The sequence below is a fragment of the Neobacillus sp. BP17 genome, assembly GCF_059579525.1.
In genome coordinates, this window is sequence record NZ_CM184198.1 from 2,215,827 (window position 1) to 2,233,800 (window position 17,974).

A 17,974-nucleotide genomic window follows, 5' to 3' on the forward strand; every position below is an offset into this window, starting at 1 on the left:
GTTGCCCAGAAAGTGGTTAGTATTTTTTATATTTGCCTTTTTTATGTTGTCTAGTTTTTTTGTGGGGGTCCCGACAAGTTCAGCTGCTTCTAGTGGAAAATTGATTATTATTAACAAGAGTATCAATCGGCTTGCGTACTATGAAAACGGTGTGTTTAAGAAGCAGTTTAAAGTTGGAACTGGGAGAAAGAAATCGTATACGCCAGAAGGAAAGTTCAAGATTGTAGTTAAGATTAAGAATCGGCCTTACTATAAGGGCCATATTCCAGGTGGAGATCCTCGCAATCCTCTCGGGAATCGCTGGCTAGGATTAAATGCTCGGGGGACTTGGGGAACAACCTATGCGATACATGGAAACAACAACCCAAGCTCTATTGGAGGATATGTTAGCAGCGGGTGTATTCGGATGTACGATAACGAAGTCGAATGGCTGTATAGTCAAGTTCCAACTGGCACCCCAGTGATTATTACTTCTTCTGGGAAATCATTCAATGCGATTGCATCAGCCAATGGATATAAAGTGAAGGGTGGGTCTAGTGCACCATCGGTTCCTGTTAGTACCACTGGAGAAATCCTTAAGAAAGGCAGTCGGGGTCCAGCTGTTCAAGAACTTCAGCGTAAGTTGACGTCCCTTGGATATAGTACAAAGGGTGTAGATGGTGTCTTTGGAGCAAACACCGATACTGCCGTGCGCAAATTTCAAAAAGCGCGTAAATTAACAGCGGATGGGATTGTTGGTCCAGCAACCAAAAAAGCTCTTGGAATAAAGTAATAATAAAGATTTGCTTTGGAGTTGCTCAAATTATTGAGCACTCTTTTTTTATCGATACAGTTTTTTTCGGAAAAGTTTACATAAATTTTCTCAAATTATATGAACATAGAGTATAACTGAAATTTGCTGGAGGGAATGGGTATGAGTCGACTGGACAGGCTCAAGATGGAAAAAGTGGAACCAAAACATTGGCGGCAGTTCAATGAATTATTACGTTATGTTTTCCAAGTAACTAAAAAAGACTTACAGACGGTGGGGTGGGAGGAGCGTGAAATAGCATTAGCAAAACTGCCAGTTCTGGAACAGGCTGATGTGTTAGGTTGGTTTGATGGTGAAAAACTGATATCCCAAATTGCGGTTTACCCATTTCAAGTGAATATTTATGGTAGAACCTTTGAGATGGGAGGCCTAACAGGGGTTGGTACCTATCCTGAATATGCGAATTTAGGATTGATGAATAAGTTAATTTGGCAGGCACTTGCTGATATGAAAGAAAGAAAACAATCAATTTGTTATTTATATCCCTATTCATTGCCTTTTTATCGTAAAAGGGGATGGGAGATTATTTCTGATAAAATGACTTTTGAAATCAAAGACTATCAATTACCCAAAGTAAAGAAAGTTTCAGGTTACGTCGATCGGCTAAATACAGAGCATTCAGATATAAAAACCGTTTACGAGCTGTTTTCTAGCACACGTCATGTCGCCATGAGACGAAACAACTTAGCTTGGGAAGAATTCTGGAGATGGGAACTGGATGAATTAACGGCCGCAGTTTATTATGATCGTTCTCATCAGCCACAAGGGTATTTGCTGTACTGGATTTCTCATGATGTACTGCATGTAAAAGAAATGATCTATATCAATGAAGAAGCTCGAAACGGACTTTGGAATTTTATCAGTGCCCATTTCTCCATGGTGACTAAAGTTGTTGGGAATATTTTTACCAATGATCCACTGGCTTTTTGGTTAGAGGACGGGGATATTAAAGAAACAATTGCTCCCTATTTCATGGCGCGAATTGTTGATGTCAGACAGTTCATCGAACAATTTCCATTTAGAGCCCTAGGGACTGAAATTCATATGAGGATTAAGGTGGATGATCCAATCCTAGAATGGAACCAGGGCATATATTCGCTGCAAGTGTCTTCTGTAGGTAAGGGGGAATTGGTGCCTAGCGAGGGACAGCCAGATGTAACGATTACTATTCAGACATTAACAACGATGCTGCTCGGATACAAACGTCCGTCTTATTTGGCAGCAATTGGCCGCCTATCTTGTAATGAACTAACGGTGGAGATATTAGAGAATTTAATCGAACGAGAGACACCATATTTCTCCGATTATTTTTAAAATATAGTTATTTTCCTCTTTCTAGAACGGAAGAGGAATTTTTAAATTATGAGAAGTTTGAAATTTATATACCATTAAGGAGTAAATTTAGTTTATTATTATGGAATAATATTTTTTGCAAAGGAGTTTATGAATGAATTTTTCAGCTAAACAAATTGTCTTTATTAGTTTTATGTTATTTTCAATGTTTTTCGGGGCTGGAAACCTAATCTTTCCGCCATTTTTGGGGCAGTCAGCCGGGGACCATCTTTGGACAGCTCTTGCTGGTTTTATTATTTCAGCAGTTGGACTGCCTATTTTAGGAGTTGTTGCCGTAGCCAAGGCAGGAAGCTTTAACGAACTTAACCAACGAGTTCATCCTTTTTTTGCTTTTATCTTTCCATTTCTCATCTATATAGCAATCGGACCTGGATTGGCGATTCCTCGAGCAGGCAGTCTGGCATTTGAAATGGGATTAGCTCCTTTTTTATCCGAAAATTTGGTCGAAAGTCCAATGTCATTGCTTGTATATAGCATTGTTTTCTTTGGATTAGTCGCGTGGTTATGTATGTATCCTTCTAAACTAATTGACCTTTTTGGGAAGTTATTGACTCCCATTCTGCTAGTTCTTATCGCCATTATTTTTGTTAAAAGCTTAATTGATCCAATTGGTTCATTTGAAACACCAAAAGATAATTATATTTCCAATCCTGTCTTTCAAGGGTTTTTAGATGGTTATTTAACAATGGATGCACTAGCGGCTTTGGCATTTGGTATTGTAATTGCCAACACATTAAAAGCACAAGGTGTTGTCGATGACAAAAAAAGATCTATATATATGATGTACGCCGGATTAGGTGCAGGTATGCTGCTAACTGTTATTTACCTGATCTTAGGATACTTAGGGGCTGCAAGCGCATCTTTAGGAAAAACAGAAAATGGAGCACAAATATTGGCGAATGTAATGACACACTTGTTTGGTCAAAGTGGGACCTTTATTTTAGGGTTGGTTTTTACTATTGCCTGTTTTTGTGTATCCATTGGTTTAGTCACTTCCTGCAGTCAGTTTTTCGCAAATGCTATTCCAAAAATAAATTATAAAATATGGGTTATGATTTTAGCAGTTCTTAGTACTGCCATTGCGAACTTAGGATTAACGCAAATCTTAAAAATTTCCGTTCCGATACTAGGCATGATCTACCCTATTGCCATCGTGATTATTTTATTAGGTCTTTTTGATGATTTAATTAAGAAATCCCGTCGGATTTATATCACGGTTGTTAGCTTTGTTGCTCTTTTTAGTATTATTGATACAATTAATAAAACGTTCCTTGCTAATAAATGGAGTGGGGCATTTGAAATCCTTCCTTTCTATTCCGAAGGCATTGGATGGATAATTCCTTCCCTAATCGGTTTAATAATTGGATATTTACTTGGATTATTTACTAAAGAACCAATGGAAGCTTGAACTGCAAATAAAAAACACGGCTAAATTCAGTCGTGTTTTTTAACATAATTAAATCTTAGAAAACTAGGATTGTTTCTTGTCTGTTTTTTTCTCAGTTAGGGCTCGATAAATTTGGGTATACATACTGCCTTGAACAATATTTTGGAGAAAAAAGTCACCTATCAGTTTTAAATATTCTTCATCCTCAAACATCTTTTTGTTTTGTAATTCCATCTCAGCCAGGCCTTCATATTTGCTAAGAAGGGCGTATGTATGATCTTCACCGGAAACAGGTGTTAAAATATCAACATTATGATCATAATTTTCATTCCGGAATATCTTAATTTCCTTTAAATTTTCAATACCTTCTTTAAATTTATCTTGCTTAATCTCAAATGTCTGATATACAAAAATTGCCATTAGCAGCATCCCCTAGATAGTAATTATACAAACGTAAATTTACATTTCCCTAATTTGACAATAGTTATACTACTGCAACCAAACTGGTTGTTCCATAATTTAAATGGAAATATTTCATGCCACTTAAAAATCTTCTCTGGAGAATAATATCAATAGTAAAAACTTAGCTTTGAAAGGATTAGGTGAATAAATGACTTCATATCAACCAGGACAAGTAGTCTATATTATCATTCGGAATCCACATGCTCAAGATGTGGCAAATGTTCAACAAGCAGCGGTTGTTCAGAATCCTGAGAACCCGGATGAACTTTCTCTGTTTGTTTACGAAACGTATTATCCTCTAACAGAGGAAGTGGCGGTTTACTCATCTGCGGAGGAAGCTGAATATGCCTATCAAGATGCGTTTGGATTAACAGAGATGGAGGGGTATTATGGTTAAACCCTTTGTTCCGCAGCTCGTCTATGTTGAGCCAAGCGCACTTGAGTACCCGCTTGGCAAAGAATTAATAGCAAAATTTGAGAATATGGGGATTGAAATTAGGGAAACAACATCACATAATCAAATTCGAAATTTACCTGGTGATAATGATTTTCAAAAATATCGGAACGCAAAATCGACGCTGGTGGTAGGAGTTCGTAAAACGTTAAAGTTTGATACGTCTAAACCTTCTGCAGAATACGCAATTCCATTTGTAACCGGCTGTATGGGACATTGTCATTATTGTTACTTACAGACAACGATGGGAAGTAAACCCTATATTCGAACCTATGTGAACCTGGAAGATATCTTCGAAGCTGCTGATAATTATATGAAAGAACGTGCGCCAGAACCTACTAGGTTCGAAGCATCCTGTACATCAGATATTGTTGGTGTAGACCATCTTACTCATACATTAAAAAAAGCCATTGAGTTTTTTGGACAATCGGAATATGGTAAACTTCGTTTTGTAACTAAATTCGCCCATGTAGATCATTTACTTGATGCAAAGCATAATGGGAAAACCCGCTTTCGCTTTAGTGTAAACGATGATTATATCATTAAGAATTTTGAACCAGGTACATCGAGACTGCCAGAACGAATCGAAGCTGCAGGAAAGATTGCCGGAGCCGGGTTTCCGTTAGGCTTCATTATAGCTCCGATTTATCTGCATGAAGGGTGGAAAGAAGGGTATAAAGAAATGTTAGAAAAGCTGGAAGCTGAATTGCCGGAGTCTGCTAAAAAAGATTTAACCTTTGAAATGATTCAGCATCGGTTTACAAAACCAGCGAAGCGTGTCATTCAAAAAAATTATCCGATGACAAAACTAGAACTTGATGAGACAAAGAGGAAATGGAAATGGGGGCGTTACGGTATCGGTAAATTTGTCTATACCAATGAAGAACAAGAAGATATAAAGGATACATTAGGTGGATATATTAACACCTATTTCCCGCAGGCAAAAATAGAATATTTCACATAGAAAAGAGGGATTCCGGGGAATCCCTCTTATTATTATGGATTTTTATGATTCCGTTGGGTCTGGTTTAAACGATGAGATTGATTGTTCACTACCATCTGTTAATTCGTTATCCCTTTTAATCCGACCTTTGCCAACTGCCAATGCTACAAAGACTTCAATTGCTATAAAGACTAATCCTGTCAAGAAAACCGTAGAAAAAGAATCGGACCAAGCAATTTGAATGCCATGAATTACGCTATTTTGAATGTCTTTTGGCATTTTTAATAGGCTCGGATTGAGCAGCAAACTGAATAATGAATCTGTTTTTTCAGAAAGGGCTGTTAATGCTTTATGTGCAATTGGATTTTCAGCATCAGTAGCAACACTTACCATTTCACCTTTCAGTGTATGGTTCATGATTGAATTTAAAATCGTAATTCCAATTGTACCACCTATTGATCGGAAGAAGGTGGAGGCGGATGTTACAGTTCCAAGTTGGGATTTTGGAAATTCATTTTGGATTGCAATCATTAATGTTGGCATAACTAAGCCCATTCCTAAGCCAAGAACTACCATGTAGGCATAGGCAGTGTATTCGTTTGAATCGATACCCATTGTACTCATTAAAAAGAATCCTAAAGCACCAAGAAGCATGCCTGCTGTTAGTACAGAACGGAAGCTAAATCTAAGTAATAATTGCCCGCCAACGATACTTGCCGCAATCATCGCAATCATCATAGGAGTCATGGTGGATCCAGCCTGTGTTGGTGATACACCAAGAATTCCTTGCATGTACATTGGAACGAACATAATCGCTCCAAACATGCCTAAACCCAGCAAAAATCCTAGCGCATTCATCGTTGCAAATGTTCGATTTTTAAAGAATGAAAGATCCAAAATCGGTTCTACTGCTTTTCTCTCAATTAAGCCGAAAACGATAAGAAGCAAAATCGAACCTCCGAAAATAAGGAAAGAAATAGGTGAGGTCCATTCAAATTTATCCCCGCCAAATGTTAAGCCAAGTAATAATAAGACAATGGCAGGAATTAATGTGATAATTCCCCAATAATCAATATTCACTTTTCCTTTAACTGCGGTAGTTTCATGCTTTAATCCCATAAAGATTAAAATTGCAGAAAGTAGCCCGAAAGGTACGTTGATCAAGAAAATCCAGTGCCAGCTTATACTATCAACAATTATTCCACCTAAGAAAGGGCCAATGACTGAACTTAACCCAAAGAGTCCGCCAAAAATACCTTGCCATTTAGCTCGTTGCTCAGCTGTAAAGATGTCCCCAATAATGGTTTGAGACAGTGGCATAATCATCCCGCCGCCAATCCCTTGAAGCCCTCGATAGATTACTAAGTGTTCCATAGATGTGGCAGTTGCACACAATCCAGAACCAACAATAAAGATGATTGTTCCAAGTAAATAAAGGAATCTTCTCCCATACAAGTCGGACAGTTTTCCAACAATGGGTACAATTGTTGTCGATGTAATCATATAGGCCGTCGTAACCCATGCAAAAATAGTAAAGCCATTTAATTCTGAAATAATCGTCGGCATGGCCGTTCCGACAATTGTTTGTTCTAATGCACTGAAAAACATCCCGATAATTAAACCGGTTATAACTAATCTGGTATTAATCCGTTTATCTTCTATCGCCATATTTTTCTCCTATCTAGATGTTATTAAAAAAGTTCCGTCATAAAATATATAATATTACTGTCCGGTCAGTCAATATTTACGTAGAAAAGGAAAGCTACTAAAGATTTCCTTTATAATTCAAATCCATAAAAATCAGCCATTTCCTTAGTGAATGGGTCTAGTGTTTCTATTCCTTTAAAATTGGAAAGCATTCCTTTGATGACTGGAATACGAGGACTTTTTTTGTGTACTTCCTCTTCAAGAACGTCTAATGAGATTTCTAATACTTCTCTATTTTCCATCAGATTAATTTTTTTTCTTATGTTTTTGATAATATTATTTACATTGGCGGATTCGAAAAATTGTTTAGAATTTTTTATAATATTCTCCATCTTTTCTTCGGTCAAGAAGGGTTCATCACTTGAAATGTCTTTTACGATACTATCCATCCTTTTCATTAAATAATGGGATAGTTTCTCAATCTCAAACTCAGCAGGCTCAAGCATCATTAATCCCACATATGTTTGAAACAATCCTTCTAGAATCAGGGCTAAATCAATCGAATAAGGCTCAATCTTTTGACCATAGATTGAAACTAATCCTTTGCGATGTAATAAATGAGAGTCAAAACGTTTTTTGAATAAAAGTTTTTTGATTTCTTCATTCCTTGGGATTGCTTGTTCTTTGGAGAGCATTATCATAAATTCTTTATGACTAATAAATGTTCTGAAAAATGCAGTGATTTGTTTGATGAATTTTTCTCGCGGGGATATATCCTGGTTTTCAAAAACTAACCTGCTAGATTCTATTGTCTCAAAAATATATTCCAGTATCGAGAGTAATAAATCATCTTTTGACTTAAAATGTAAATAGAAAGCCCCTTTAGAAATATTACTTTCAGTAGCAATCTCTTGGATCGATGTCGATGAAAAACCTTTTTGAGCAAAAAGCTTCATCCCTGATTGAATAATTACTTTCTCCTTTTCTGTCAAAAAAAACCCTCCATTAATAGCTGTTCCTAAGTAGAAACGTATAATTCTTGACTTATGACTGGCCGGTCAGTATGATTGAATTTATTATGACCGCATAGTCAATCCTATTCGAATCAAATTGAAATGTCAACATGGTATAAGAAGGAGAGAAAAATGAAGAAAATCATTCAGTTTTCATTGAAGAACAAGTTTGCTGTATGGCTATTAACCATTATTATTACAATTGCTGGATTGTATTCAGGAATGAACATGAAACTAGAAACCATTCCAAATATTAATACACCGCTTGTTTCAGTTTTGGCAGTGTATCCTGGGGCAACGCCTGAGCAGGTAGCTGAGAAAGTTTCGGAACCGATTGAAAAACGAGTCGAAAATTTAGATGGGGTTTCAGTTGTTAGTTCCTCTTCCTTTCAAAATGCTTCGTCTATCCAAATAGAATATAATTTTGATAAGGATATGGAAAAGGCTCAAAATGAAGTAAAGGAAGCCTTAAGAAATCTTGAACTTCCTGAAGGGGTAGAGGAGCCAGAAGTCTCACGATTGAGTTTTTCTGCCTTCCCGGTTATGTCATTAAGTATTACAAATACTAAACAATCTTTGGCAGAATTAACTAAAACAGCCGAAGAGGATATTATTCCAGAACTTGAAGGTATTGAAGGAGTATCAACCGTTCAAATTTCAGGGCAGCAGGTTGACGAAGTTCAATTGAAATTTAATGAGTCTAAATTAAAGCAATATAACTTATCAGAAGATACGGTAAAGAATATAATCAAAGCATCGGATGTTACCATTCCACTAGGATTGTACACATTTAAAGATACGCAAAAGTCCGTTGTCATTGATGGGAATGTTTCTACAATAAAAGACTTAAAAGCGATCAAAATTCCCGTTACTCCATCAGCAGGCACAGCGCAGCAAGGTACAGCAGCCAGCCAACAAAACCAGGGCCAACAAACCGGTATTCCTGCTGGCCAAGCCACCCAATCGGCTCAAGCTTCTCCTGCGATTCCTAGTGTTGAACTAAAAGATATTGCCACCATTAAGGTAGTAGGGAAGGCAGAATCAATTTCAAGAACAAATGGCAAAGAGTCCATCGGAGTACAGATTACAAGCACACAGGACGCAAATACAGTGGATGTGGTGAACGCTGTTAAAGATAAATTAGGTGATTTTGAAGATAAGATTGATGGGTTAAAGGTTACTACGATTTTTGATCAGGGAAAACCGATCGAAGAATCGGTTGCAACCATGCTGAATAAAGCCATTTTCGGTGCAATATTTGCCATGATTATCATCTTGCTTTTCTTAAGAAATTTCCGGACTACCATCATATCGGTAATTTCTATCCCATTATCCATATTAATTGCGATGTTACTTTTAAAACAAATGAATATTACTCTTAATATGATGACCCTTGGCGCAATGACTGTTGCAATAGGCCGTGTAATTGATGATTCGATTGTTGTCATCGAAAACATCTTTAGAAGGATGTCTCTTAATAATGAAACCTTAAGTGGGAAAGACTTAATTGTTGCTGCCACGAGAGAAATGTTCATGCCGATTTTTTCATCCACTGTGGTAACGATTGCTGTGTTTCTTCCATTAGGTTTAGTTAAAGGACCAGTAGGCGAGATGTTTCTACCATTCGCATTAACCATTGTTTTTGCTTTATTAGCATCTCTTTTAGTAGCGATTACAATTGTTCCGATGATGGCGCATTCTTTATTTAAAAAAGGGATTTCCACTAAACAAGTACATGTTGAAAATAAACCAGGTAAATTAGCTTTGGGCTATAAGAAGGTTCTCAATTGGTCCTTAAATCATAAAATCATTACCTTCGGGCTGGCACTTTTATTATTAGTGGGGAGCTTGTTCCTTGTACCTGTAATTGGGGTAAGTTTCCTTCCATCTGATGAACAAAAAATGGTTGTGGCCACTTATAAACCAGCACCAGGAGAAACCTTGGATGAAGTGGAACGGATTGCAACCGATGCGGAGGAATTTTTTGGGAACAGAGACGGAGTAAAAACGATTCAGTTTTCCGTGGGCGGAGAAAACCCAATGAATCCAGGACAAAGCAATTCGGCCATGTTTTTTGTTGAATATGATAAAGACACCAAAAACTTCTCAAAAGAAACTGAAAATGTAATTAACGATCTAAACCAACGAAATGACAAGGGAGAATGGGCAAGTCAGGACTTTTCAGGTATGGGATCATCAAATGCACTTTCATTTAATGTGTATGGTGACAATATGGATGAAATTGAACCTGTTGTAAATAAGATAGAGAAAATTTTTAAAAGTAAAGACACCCTTAAAAATGTGAAAACCAGTATTGCTGATACCTATGAAGAATATACCCTTGTCGCTGATCAGAAAAAGTTAAGCCAACTCGGACTTACCGCAGCGCAACTAGGGATGGAACTTGCAGGAAATGGTCAGCGTCAAGTACTGACAACCATTGAAAATGATGGCAAAGAATTGAATGTCTATTTAGATGTAGAAAAAGATGATTTTGAAAATATTAATGATTTAACCGATAAAAAGATTCAATCTCCGATGGGTATGGCAGTCCCAATAAAGGATGTTATTGATATTAAGAAGGGGCATACATCGGATACAATCACCAGACGTGATGGCCGTATTTATGCAAGTGTAAGTGCTGAAATTACGACAAAAGATGTTTCAAAAGTTTCTGCTGCGGTTCAAAAGGAGGTAGATAAACTAAAACTTCCTTCAACGGTTGATGTTTCGATTGGCGGGGTATCAGAAGATATTGCAGAATCCTTTACACAGTTAGGATTAGCCATGCTTGCAGCGATTGCGATAGTTTATTTAGTACTTGTTATTACATTTGGAGGAGGATTAGCTCCATTAGCGATCCTATTCTCATTACCGTTTACCATCATCGGAGGATTATTAGGTTTGTTGATCTCTGGAGAAACATTAAGTGTATCTGCAATGATCGGTGCGTTGATGTTAATTGGTATTGTTGTAACGAACGCGATTGTATTAATTGACCGTGTCATTCATAAAGAGAATGATGGGTTATCAACAAGAGAAGCGATTCTTGAGGCTGCTGGGACACGCCTCCGTCCGATTCTGATGACAGCCATTGCGACCATTGGTGCACTGATTCCATTAGCTTTCGGAATGGAAGGAAGCGGGCTTATTTCAAAAGGATTAGGTGTGACAGTCATCGGCGGATTAACAAGTTCGACGCTTCTTACCTTAGTTATTGTACCGATTGTTTATGAAACGCTTATGAAAATGAAGCGAAAAGAGAGTAACCTAGAAGAGAAAGCAGTATAAAGGAACGAAAATAAACAGCAGCTGATTTTATGTTAAAATAACATTCAGCTGCTGTTATTTTTTTTAGAGCCTTGACATTTCAAAAAAAGAGAGTATAGTAATGTTCTTGTGCTGGTCATTTTGTTTTTTTATTAAATGTTCATGGATTGTTCATATTTAGCTGTTAACATAGATGCTAGATCATTGAGGGCAGTAGTCTCTCATTAATATAAAAATAATAACTAAAAGTTTATAATCATAGATAACAAGGTAGGTGCTTTATGATTAACTTATTGCAAAGAGGTCAAAGTATTTTTAATAAATATGTTGGCTTTTTCTTTTTGACAGTGTTTTTCTTATGGATAAAAACATATATTGTTCAATTAACGCAATTTGATTTAGGAATTGAAAATTCTCTTCAGAAGTTTCTATTATTTATCAATCCGCTCGGATCTGCTTTACTATTCTTGGGCGTATCATTCTTTTTAAAAGGTAGAAAAAAGTATATAGGGCTAATGGTTATAGATTTTCTTTTATCATTTCTTTTATATGCAAATGTTTTATTTTACCGATTCTTTAGTGATTTTATTACCTTACCAACCTTAACGCAGACTCAAAACTTTGGCGATGTAAGCGGCAGTGTCACTTCCTTATTGAAGCCATACGATTTATTATTCTTTCTTGATGTCATAGTGTTATTTGGTTTACTTGTTTTACGATTTGTGAAAATAGAAGTCAAGGATATGAATCGCGGGAAAGTTGCAGCACTATTTTCAATGGCACTTGCGATTTCAAGTGTGAACTTAGCATTAGCTGAAACGGACCGTCCTCAATTACTTACAAGAGGATTCGATAGAAACTATATCGTAAAATATTTAGGAATGTACAATTACACTATTTATGATGCTGTTCAAAGTACGAAAGCATCCGCTCAAAGAGTTATGGCCAGCAGCGATGATACTACTGAAGTTGTAAACTATACAAAGTCTAATTATGCAGAGCCAAATCCAGCTTACTTTGGGGCTGGAAAAGGAATGAATGTAATTTATTTACATCTTGAATCAACGCAAAATTTCTTAATTAATTATAAGTTGCACGGGGAAGAAGTCACTCCATTTTTAAATTCTTTAACGAAGGATCAAAATACCCTTTACTTTGATAACTTCTTCCATCAAACAGGACAAGGTAAAACATCGGATGCTGAATTTATGTTAGAAAATTCATTATATGGATTATCACAAGGTTCAGCTTATACAACAAAAGGGCTAAATACCTATGAGGCAGCTCCTGCCATTTTAGGTCAGCAAGGTTACACTTCAGCGGTGTTCCATGGGAATTCAGGAAGCTTCTGGAATCGTAATGAAATTTATAAATCATTTGGCTACAACAAGTTCTTTGATTCAAACTATTATCAAATCAATTCTAAAGATCTAGCTGAATACGGGCTAATGGATAAACCATTTTATGAACAATCGATTCCACTTTTGGAATCATTGCCAGAGCCATTCTATACAAAATTTATTACTGTATCGAATCATTATCCGTATCCAATTAATCAAGAGGATGCTACGATTGCACCAGGTACAACAGGCGATAAATCTGTCGATGGATATTTTCAAACCGCACGATATGCGGACGAAGCCTTAAAGCAATTCTTTGATTATCTCAAAAAATCAGGTTTATATGATCGTTCGATCATTGTAATGTATGGCGACCATTATGGAATTTCTGAAAATCATAATAAAGCTATGGAGCAGGTAATTGGAAAGGAAATCACCCCATTTGAAAGTACTGGTTTACAGCGTGTACCATTATTCATTCGTGTCCCTGGAATGGAAGGTGGAGTAAACCACGAATATGGCGGCCAAATCGATCTTCTTCCAACCCTACTTCACTTGCTAGGTACAGACACAAAAGAGTATGTCCAATTTGGAACCGACTTATTATCTAAACAGCATGATGATTTAGTGCCGTTCAGAAATGGTGATTTTGTAAGTTCAACTATCACTTCTATTGATGGAAAGTTCTATGATTCTAAAACGGGACTGAAATTGGATGAAACAAAAACGGAAGAAGCCAAAAAAGATCAAAAGATCGTCGAATATAAATTAAAGCTATCAGATAAAGTGGTAAATGGAGATTTATTACGTTTTTACAAACCTGCAAACTTTACTTCAGTCGACCGATCACAATATAACTATAATAAAGATGAAAATGTCGACTCTAAATAGTAAACTGCCTGAGGAAATCCTCAGGCAGTTTTTTGTCCTTCAATTTGGACAAACACATTCCGCTTGCATCATTATTTTCAAAAGGTGAAAAGATATAGGCAGTAGGAAGTCTGTAAGGGGGGATTATGATCGGGAAGGTTTGGCGCATATATAAAACTGATTGGAAAAATATCTTTCGCGTGCCTACTGTAGTGTTGTTAATAGGCGCACTTATCGTTCTGCCGTCGGCTTATGCTTGGGTGAACATAAAGTCAATGTGGGACCCGTATAGTAATACATCTGGGATTCGTGTGGCTGTTAGTAACGAAGATGAAGGAACCGAAATACGCGGAAAAAAAATAAATGTCGGTAACGATACCGTCAAGAATCTTAAAAAGAATCATCAACTTGGCTGGGTCTTTGTTAATCGCACTGAAGCAGAAAGTGGAGTGGAGAGGGGACTTTATTATGCCTATCTCATCATTCCTAAGGATTTTTCGAGAAAGTTATCCAGTATTTTAGAGGTAAATCCCCAAAAACCAGAAATCGAGTTTACGGTAAATGAAAAAATAAATGCTGTAGCTCCGAAAATCGTAAGTTCAGGAGCCTCAAGCGTAACCGCTCAAATTAGCCAAGCTTTTATAAAAATAGTAAGTGAAGCTATTTTCAAGGGGTTTTATAGAGCCGGCATTGAATTGGAGCAAGAATTGCCATCCATACATAATGTGGAAAAGCAGATCTTTGCATTAGAAAAAGCTTTGCCTGAAATAGAAAAGATGGGGAAAGCGGCGATTGAACTAGAAAAGAAGTTACCAGAAATCCAAGCAAAGGGACAGAAAGTAATTGAATTGGAGCAGAGGATCCCAGAGATAGAAAAGGCAGCAGACAGTATTTTAAAGATTGAGGACCGGTTACCGCTTATCAAAGAAACAGGAGCTAAAGTGATTACCCTTCAAGAGAAAATTTCTAGTTTACAGAGAGCAAAGGAACTCATTACTGATACTGCAACCAATCTATCAGAAATAGAAAACATGCTTCTTCAATCACTTGAACAAATGAAGGGAGCTTCTGTATCGCAGACTGAGTCCAAAGGAGAACAAGAAGAGGTTAACAGAATTTACAAAGAACTTGTAAAAATTCATGGAAATATAGTGCAAACACAGGAAGAGCTGCTTGAGAAAGTTGATAAATTGACAAAAGCGACTAATACAGCTGCTAATTTTTTTAAAAGTGATTTTGCGAATAGTGAGCAAAAAATCCATCGCGCTGCTGATTTTGTGCGAACGGATTTACCATCTTTAGAAAATGACATTCGAAAAGCGGCTGATTTATTTAGAACGAGGTTTTATGCCTTTGTGAAGTATGTCCACAAAGCAGCTGACTTAGCACGCAACGATTTACCGGGATTTGAGTCAAGCATAAGGAGTGCTGCCGATAAAATTAGAAGCTTTGAAAGCAGTGTAAATATGTATGACTTAATCGAATTTCTAAAGCACGATCCGCAAAAAGAAAGTAATTTCCTTTCGAATCCGATCTTATTAAAAACAAAGCGGCTTTTTCCAATTCCAAACTATGGTTCGGCGATGACACCATTTTATACGATGCTAGCTCTTTGGGTTGGTGCGACATTATTAATTGCCTCACTAAAAGTAGATGTTGATAATCCTGGCCATAGCTTTAAAGGGTACCAGCTTTTTTTAGGAAGGCTTATTACCTTTCTTACTATCGGAATCTTCCAGGCTGTGATTGTGTCCCTTGGTGACTTGTTTTTCATTCATACATATGCGGTTGACAAACTCTGGTTTGTGGTATTTTGTATGTTTATCAGCATGGTATTTGTTACAATCACTTATTCCTTATGTTCGGTGTTTGGCAATATTGGAAAAGGATTAGCGATTATTTTCTTGGTTCTGCAAATCTCAAGTTCTGGTGCAACATTTCCTGTGAGCTTGACCTCATCATTTTTTCAAGCGATCAACCCTTATATGCCATTTACCTATGCCGTGAGTATGCTTCGTGAAACAGTAGGCGGCATGATTGTCGAGGTCGTGATAAAAGATTTGTTCGCGCTTGTTATCTTTATTGCATTGAGCTTACTTTTAGCATTGATGTTAAAGAAACCATTAAGTAAACAGATTCAAAGAACAGCTGAAAAGGCAAGGACGACGAGGATTATTCCATAGGGAGTTTCTAGGGAATAAGTAGGATTTCGCAGACATGTAATTATGTCTGCTTTGTTTATTTATCGAGTAAACAAATGTATCCCTTAGCCTTCGTTAATACTTTTTAAAATATTGTAATAAATCAACTTGACAATTCCTATGCGTATGGTAGGATTAAATTTAAATAATAAATACAAGGACATTTTAAGCTCATACTCGATCCATTAAAATATGGATCTATTATTCTAGTAATTCAACAAGGAGGTCCACAGGAATGACAAAAGCAGTGACATATGAAAACTGGAATCAAATTTCGGATACTTTTTCCGTAGAGGACCAGACAAAGGGTGCACGTGCTGTTTTAGAATGGGCATACAGCCAGTATCCTGAAGAAAAAATTGTCTATGCCTCCAGTTTTGGTGCTGAAGCCATTGTATTAATTGATTTAATTTATCAAGTTAAAAAAGATGCGCACATCGTTTTTTTAGATACAGGACTTCACTTTCCCGAGACGTATGAGGTAATCGATAAAATAGAAGCACGTTTTCCGGAGCTTCAAATTGAGCGGAAAACTCCTAAATTGAGTTTAGATGAACAAGCAGCGGAATACGGTTCTGCCTTATGGAAAAGGGAACCTAATCAATGCTGCCAAATCAGAAAGGTTATTCCTTTACGTGAGGCGCTAACCCCAAGAGAGGCATGGATTTCAGGTCTGCGCAGGGAGCAGTCTCCAACAAGAAAGGATACTCAATTCTTAAATAAGGATGAAAAATTCCAAAATATTAAAATTTGCCCGCTCATTCATTGGACCTGGGATGAGGTTTGGGAGTACATCAAGGAAAAGGACCTCCCTTATAACCAATTGCATGACCAAAACTATCCAAGTATTGGCTGCTTCCCTTGCACCCAAGCGGTAGGAACCAATGGTGATTCTCGTGCTGGACGTTGGTCAGGCAGCAGTAAAACCGAGTGTGGATTGCACTCGTAATAAAGAGAGTCACTTCCCATTACCTGAGATCATTGGGGAGGAATGGGAAATCATCTTCAAGTTAATCGATACTAACAAGAATCTAAAACTTTAATGAAAGGTTGATTAAAAATGTCATACTTACCAAAACCTCATGGAGGAAAACTTATTCAAGCGTTTGACCCTAATTACGATCTAACTTCAGTAATAAAAGAATTAGAAATTGATGCGATTGCCTTAAGTGACCTCGAATTAATCGGAATTGGTTTATTTAGTCCTTTAAAAGGTTTTCTAGGAAAAGCGGATTATGAATCTGTTGTTAACAATATGCGTTTAGCAGACAATACCATATGGTCCATCCCTGTTACACTTCCAGTTTCTTACGAGGTAGCTGGATCACTCGTTGTAGGTGAGGAATTCAAACTTACTTATAATAACGAAGTTTATGGAGTGATTAAGGTTTCAGAATGGTATGAACCTGACCTAGATAAAGAAGCAGTTGAAGTATATAAAACGGGAGAAACTGCCCACCCAGGTGTGAAACGCCTTTATGAAAGAGGTCCAGTCTATGTGGCAGGTGAAATCGTCTTAGTTAAGAAATCAGAAAAAGGTGTATTTGGTGACGTATGGTTTGAACCAAAGGAAACACGTGCAATTTTCGAAGAAAAAGGCTGGAAGACAGTTGTAGGATTCCAAACAAGAAATCCGATTCATCGCGCCCATGAATACATTCAAAAAGCGGCTCTTGAGACTGTTGATGGATTGTTTGTAAACCCTCTAGTTGGTGAAACGAAGTCAGATGACGTCCCAGCAGATGTTCGTCTAAAAAGCTACCGCGTGTTACTAGATAATTATTATCCTAAGGAGCGCGCACAGTTAGGTGTGTACCCAGCAGCAATGAGATATGCAGGTCCAAGGGAAGCTATTTTCCATGCACTTGCTCGTAAGAATTTTGGCTGCACTCACTTTATTGTTGGCCGTGACCATGCTGGTGTTGGTAACTATTACGGAACATACGATGCCCAACACATTTTTAGTAATTTTACAGAAGAAGAGCTTGGTATTAAGCCATTGTTCTTTGAACATAGCTTCTATTGCAACAAATGTGAAGGAATGGCTTCTGATAAAACTTGCCCGCATAGCAAGGAAGACAGAGTAATCCTTTCCGGAACAAAAGTAAGAGAGATGCTTCGCGCAGGCGTATTGCCACCATCAACCTTTAGCCGTAAAGAGGTTGTTGAAGTACTGATTGAAGGAATGAAAGAAACAGCTACCGTGTAAGGAGGAATTAAATC

Annotated in this window: 13 protein-coding genes; 10 read left to right on the forward strand and 3 right to left on the reverse strand. The window is 37.2% G+C overall.

Annotation, left to right across the window (positions count from 1 at the left end):
• Position 1: 1 nt before the first annotated feature.
• From AC4QJR_RS10640 to brnQ, 3 genes are all read left to right on the forward strand, one after another.
• Positions 2 to 772 carry a L,D-transpeptidase family protein gene (locus AC4QJR_RS10640; protein WP_496526140.1) on the forward strand — a complete coding sequence of 257 codons (771 nt, stop codon included), beginning with the start codon at positions 2 to 4 and terminating at the stop codon, positions 770 to 772.
• A 141-nt stretch (positions 773 to 913) separates the two neighbouring features.
• The gene (locus AC4QJR_RS10645; RefSeq protein WP_496526141.1) at positions 914 to 2,125 is read left to right on the forward strand and encodes a GNAT family N-acetyltransferase; all 1,212 of its coding nucleotides are present in this window, start codon (positions 914 to 916) and stop codon (positions 2,123 to 2,125) included.
• Between the two features lie 133 nt (positions 2,126 to 2,258).
• Entirely contained in the window at positions 2,259 to 3,572 is a 1,314-nt protein-coding gene (brnQ, locus tag AC4QJR_RS10650) for a branched-chain amino acid transport system II carrier protein (RefSeq protein ID WP_496526142.1), read from the forward strand.
• Between the two features lie 63 nt (positions 3,573 to 3,635).
• On the opposite strand, the gene AC4QJR_RS10655 is transcribed toward brnQ, so the two are convergent.
• The gene (locus tag AC4QJR_RS10655) at positions 3,636 to 3,971 is read right to left on the reverse strand and encodes a hypothetical protein (protein ID WP_496526143.1); all 336 of its coding nucleotides are present in this window, start codon (positions 3,969 to 3,971) and stop codon (positions 3,636 to 3,638) included.
• 190 nt (positions 3,972 to 4,161) lie between these two features.
• Here AC4QJR_RS10655 and AC4QJR_RS10660 point away from each other — a divergent pair, with 190 nt between their 5' ends.
• Both AC4QJR_RS10660 and splB read left to right on the forward strand, forming a co-directional pair.
• The gene (locus tag AC4QJR_RS10660; RefSeq protein ID WP_251460523.1) at positions 4,162 to 4,410 is read left to right on the forward strand and encodes a transcriptional regulator SplA domain-containing protein; all 249 of its coding nucleotides are present in this window, start codon (positions 4,162 to 4,164) and stop codon (positions 4,408 to 4,410) included.
• Entirely contained in the window at positions 4,403 to 5,431 is a 1,029-nt protein-coding gene (gene splB / locus AC4QJR_RS10665; protein WP_496526144.1) for a spore photoproduct lyase, read from the forward strand. Before AC4QJR_RS10660 ends, splB begins: the two co-directional genes overlap by 8 nt.
• Before the next feature lie 42 nt (positions 5,432 to 5,473).
• On the opposite strand, the gene AC4QJR_RS10670 is transcribed toward splB, so the two are convergent.
• Together AC4QJR_RS10670 and AC4QJR_RS10675 are read right to left on the reverse strand one after the other, a co-directional pair.
• On the reverse strand, positions 5,474 to 7,078 hold the full coding sequence (locus tag AC4QJR_RS10670) for an MDR family MFS transporter (RefSeq protein ID WP_496526145.1): 1,605 nt from the start codon (positions 7,076 to 7,078) through the stop codon (positions 5,474 to 5,476).
• A 110-nt stretch (positions 7,079 to 7,188) separates the two neighbouring features.
• On the reverse strand, positions 7,189 to 8,049 hold the full coding sequence (locus AC4QJR_RS10675; protein ID WP_496526146.1) for a TetR/AcrR family transcriptional regulator: 861 nt from the start codon (positions 8,047 to 8,049) through the stop codon (positions 7,189 to 7,191).
• 153 nt (positions 8,050 to 8,202) lie between these two features.
• On the opposite strand from AC4QJR_RS10675, the gene AC4QJR_RS10680 reads away from it, so the two are divergent.
• The 5 genes from AC4QJR_RS10680 (at position 8,203) to sat (ending at position 17,960) form a co-directional block, all read left to right on the forward strand.
• The gene (locus AC4QJR_RS10680) at positions 8,203 to 11,361 is read left to right on the forward strand and encodes an efflux RND transporter permease subunit (RefSeq protein WP_496526147.1); all 3,159 of its coding nucleotides are present in this window, start codon (positions 8,203 to 8,205) and stop codon (positions 11,359 to 11,361) included.
• Positions 11,362 to 11,621: 260 nt separating this feature from the next.
• Positions 11,622 to 13,571 carry a lipoteichoic acid synthase gene (gene ltaS, locus AC4QJR_RS10685; protein ID WP_496526148.1) on the forward strand — a complete coding sequence of 650 codons (1,950 nt, stop codon included), beginning with the start codon at positions 11,622 to 11,624 and terminating at the stop codon, positions 13,569 to 13,571.
• A gap of 125 nt (positions 13,572 to 13,696) precedes the next feature.
• On the forward strand, positions 13,697 to 15,733 hold the full coding sequence (locus tag AC4QJR_RS10690; protein ID WP_496526149.1) for a YhgE/Pip domain-containing protein: 2,037 nt from the start codon (positions 13,697 to 13,699) through the stop codon (positions 15,731 to 15,733).
• A 253-nt stretch (positions 15,734 to 15,986) separates the two neighbouring features.
• Positions 15,987 to 16,700: a phosphoadenylyl-sulfate reductase gene (locus AC4QJR_RS10695; protein ID WP_251460538.1), complete on the forward strand. Its 714-nt coding sequence runs from the start codon at positions 15,987 to 15,989 to the stop codon at positions 16,698 to 16,700.
• Positions 16,701 to 16,811: 111 nt separating this feature from the next.
• Positions 16,812 to 17,960 carry a sulfate adenylyltransferase gene (gene sat, locus AC4QJR_RS10700; RefSeq protein WP_251460540.1) on the forward strand — a complete coding sequence of 383 codons (1,149 nt, stop codon included), beginning with the start codon at positions 16,812 to 16,814 and terminating at the stop codon, positions 17,958 to 17,960.
• Positions 17,961 to 17,974 lie beyond the last annotated feature (14 nt).

Coding starts and splice junctions, on each gene's coding strand:
- AC4QJR_RS10645 (WP_496526141.1), top strand. CDS start 914: ATGAGTCGACTGGACAGGCTCAAGATGGAAAAAGTGGAACCAAAACAT.
- brnQ (WP_496526142.1), top strand. CDS start 2,259: ATGAATTTTTCAGCTAAACAAATTGTCTTTATTAGTTTTATGTTATTT.
- AC4QJR_RS10655 (WP_496526143.1), bottom strand. CDS start 3,971: ATGGCAATTTTTGTATATCAGACATTTGAGATTAAGCAAGATAAATTT.
- AC4QJR_RS10660 (WP_251460523.1), top strand. CDS start 4,162: ATGACTTCATATCAACCAGGACAAGTAGTCTATATTATCATTCGGAAT.
- splB (WP_496526144.1), top strand. CDS start 4,403: ATGGTTAAACCCTTTGTTCCGCAGCTCGTCTATGTTGAGCCAAGCGCA.
- AC4QJR_RS10670 (WP_496526145.1), bottom strand. CDS start 7,078: ATGGCGATAGAAGATAAACGGATTAATACCAGATTAGTTATAACCGGT.
- AC4QJR_RS10680 (WP_496526147.1), top strand. CDS start 8,203: ATGAAGAAAATCATTCAGTTTTCATTGAAGAACAAGTTTGCTGTATGG.
- ltaS (WP_496526148.1), top strand. CDS start 11,622: ATGATTAACTTATTGCAAAGAGGTCAAAGTATTTTTAATAAATATGTT.
- AC4QJR_RS10690 (WP_496526149.1), top strand. CDS start 13,697: ATGATCGGGAAGGTTTGGCGCATATATAAAACTGATTGGAAAAATATC.
- AC4QJR_RS10695 (WP_251460538.1), top strand. CDS start 15,987: ATGACAAAAGCAGTGACATATGAAAACTGGAATCAAATTTCGGATACT.
- sat (WP_251460540.1), top strand. CDS start 16,812: ATGTCATACTTACCAAAACCTCATGGAGGAAAACTTATTCAAGCGTTT.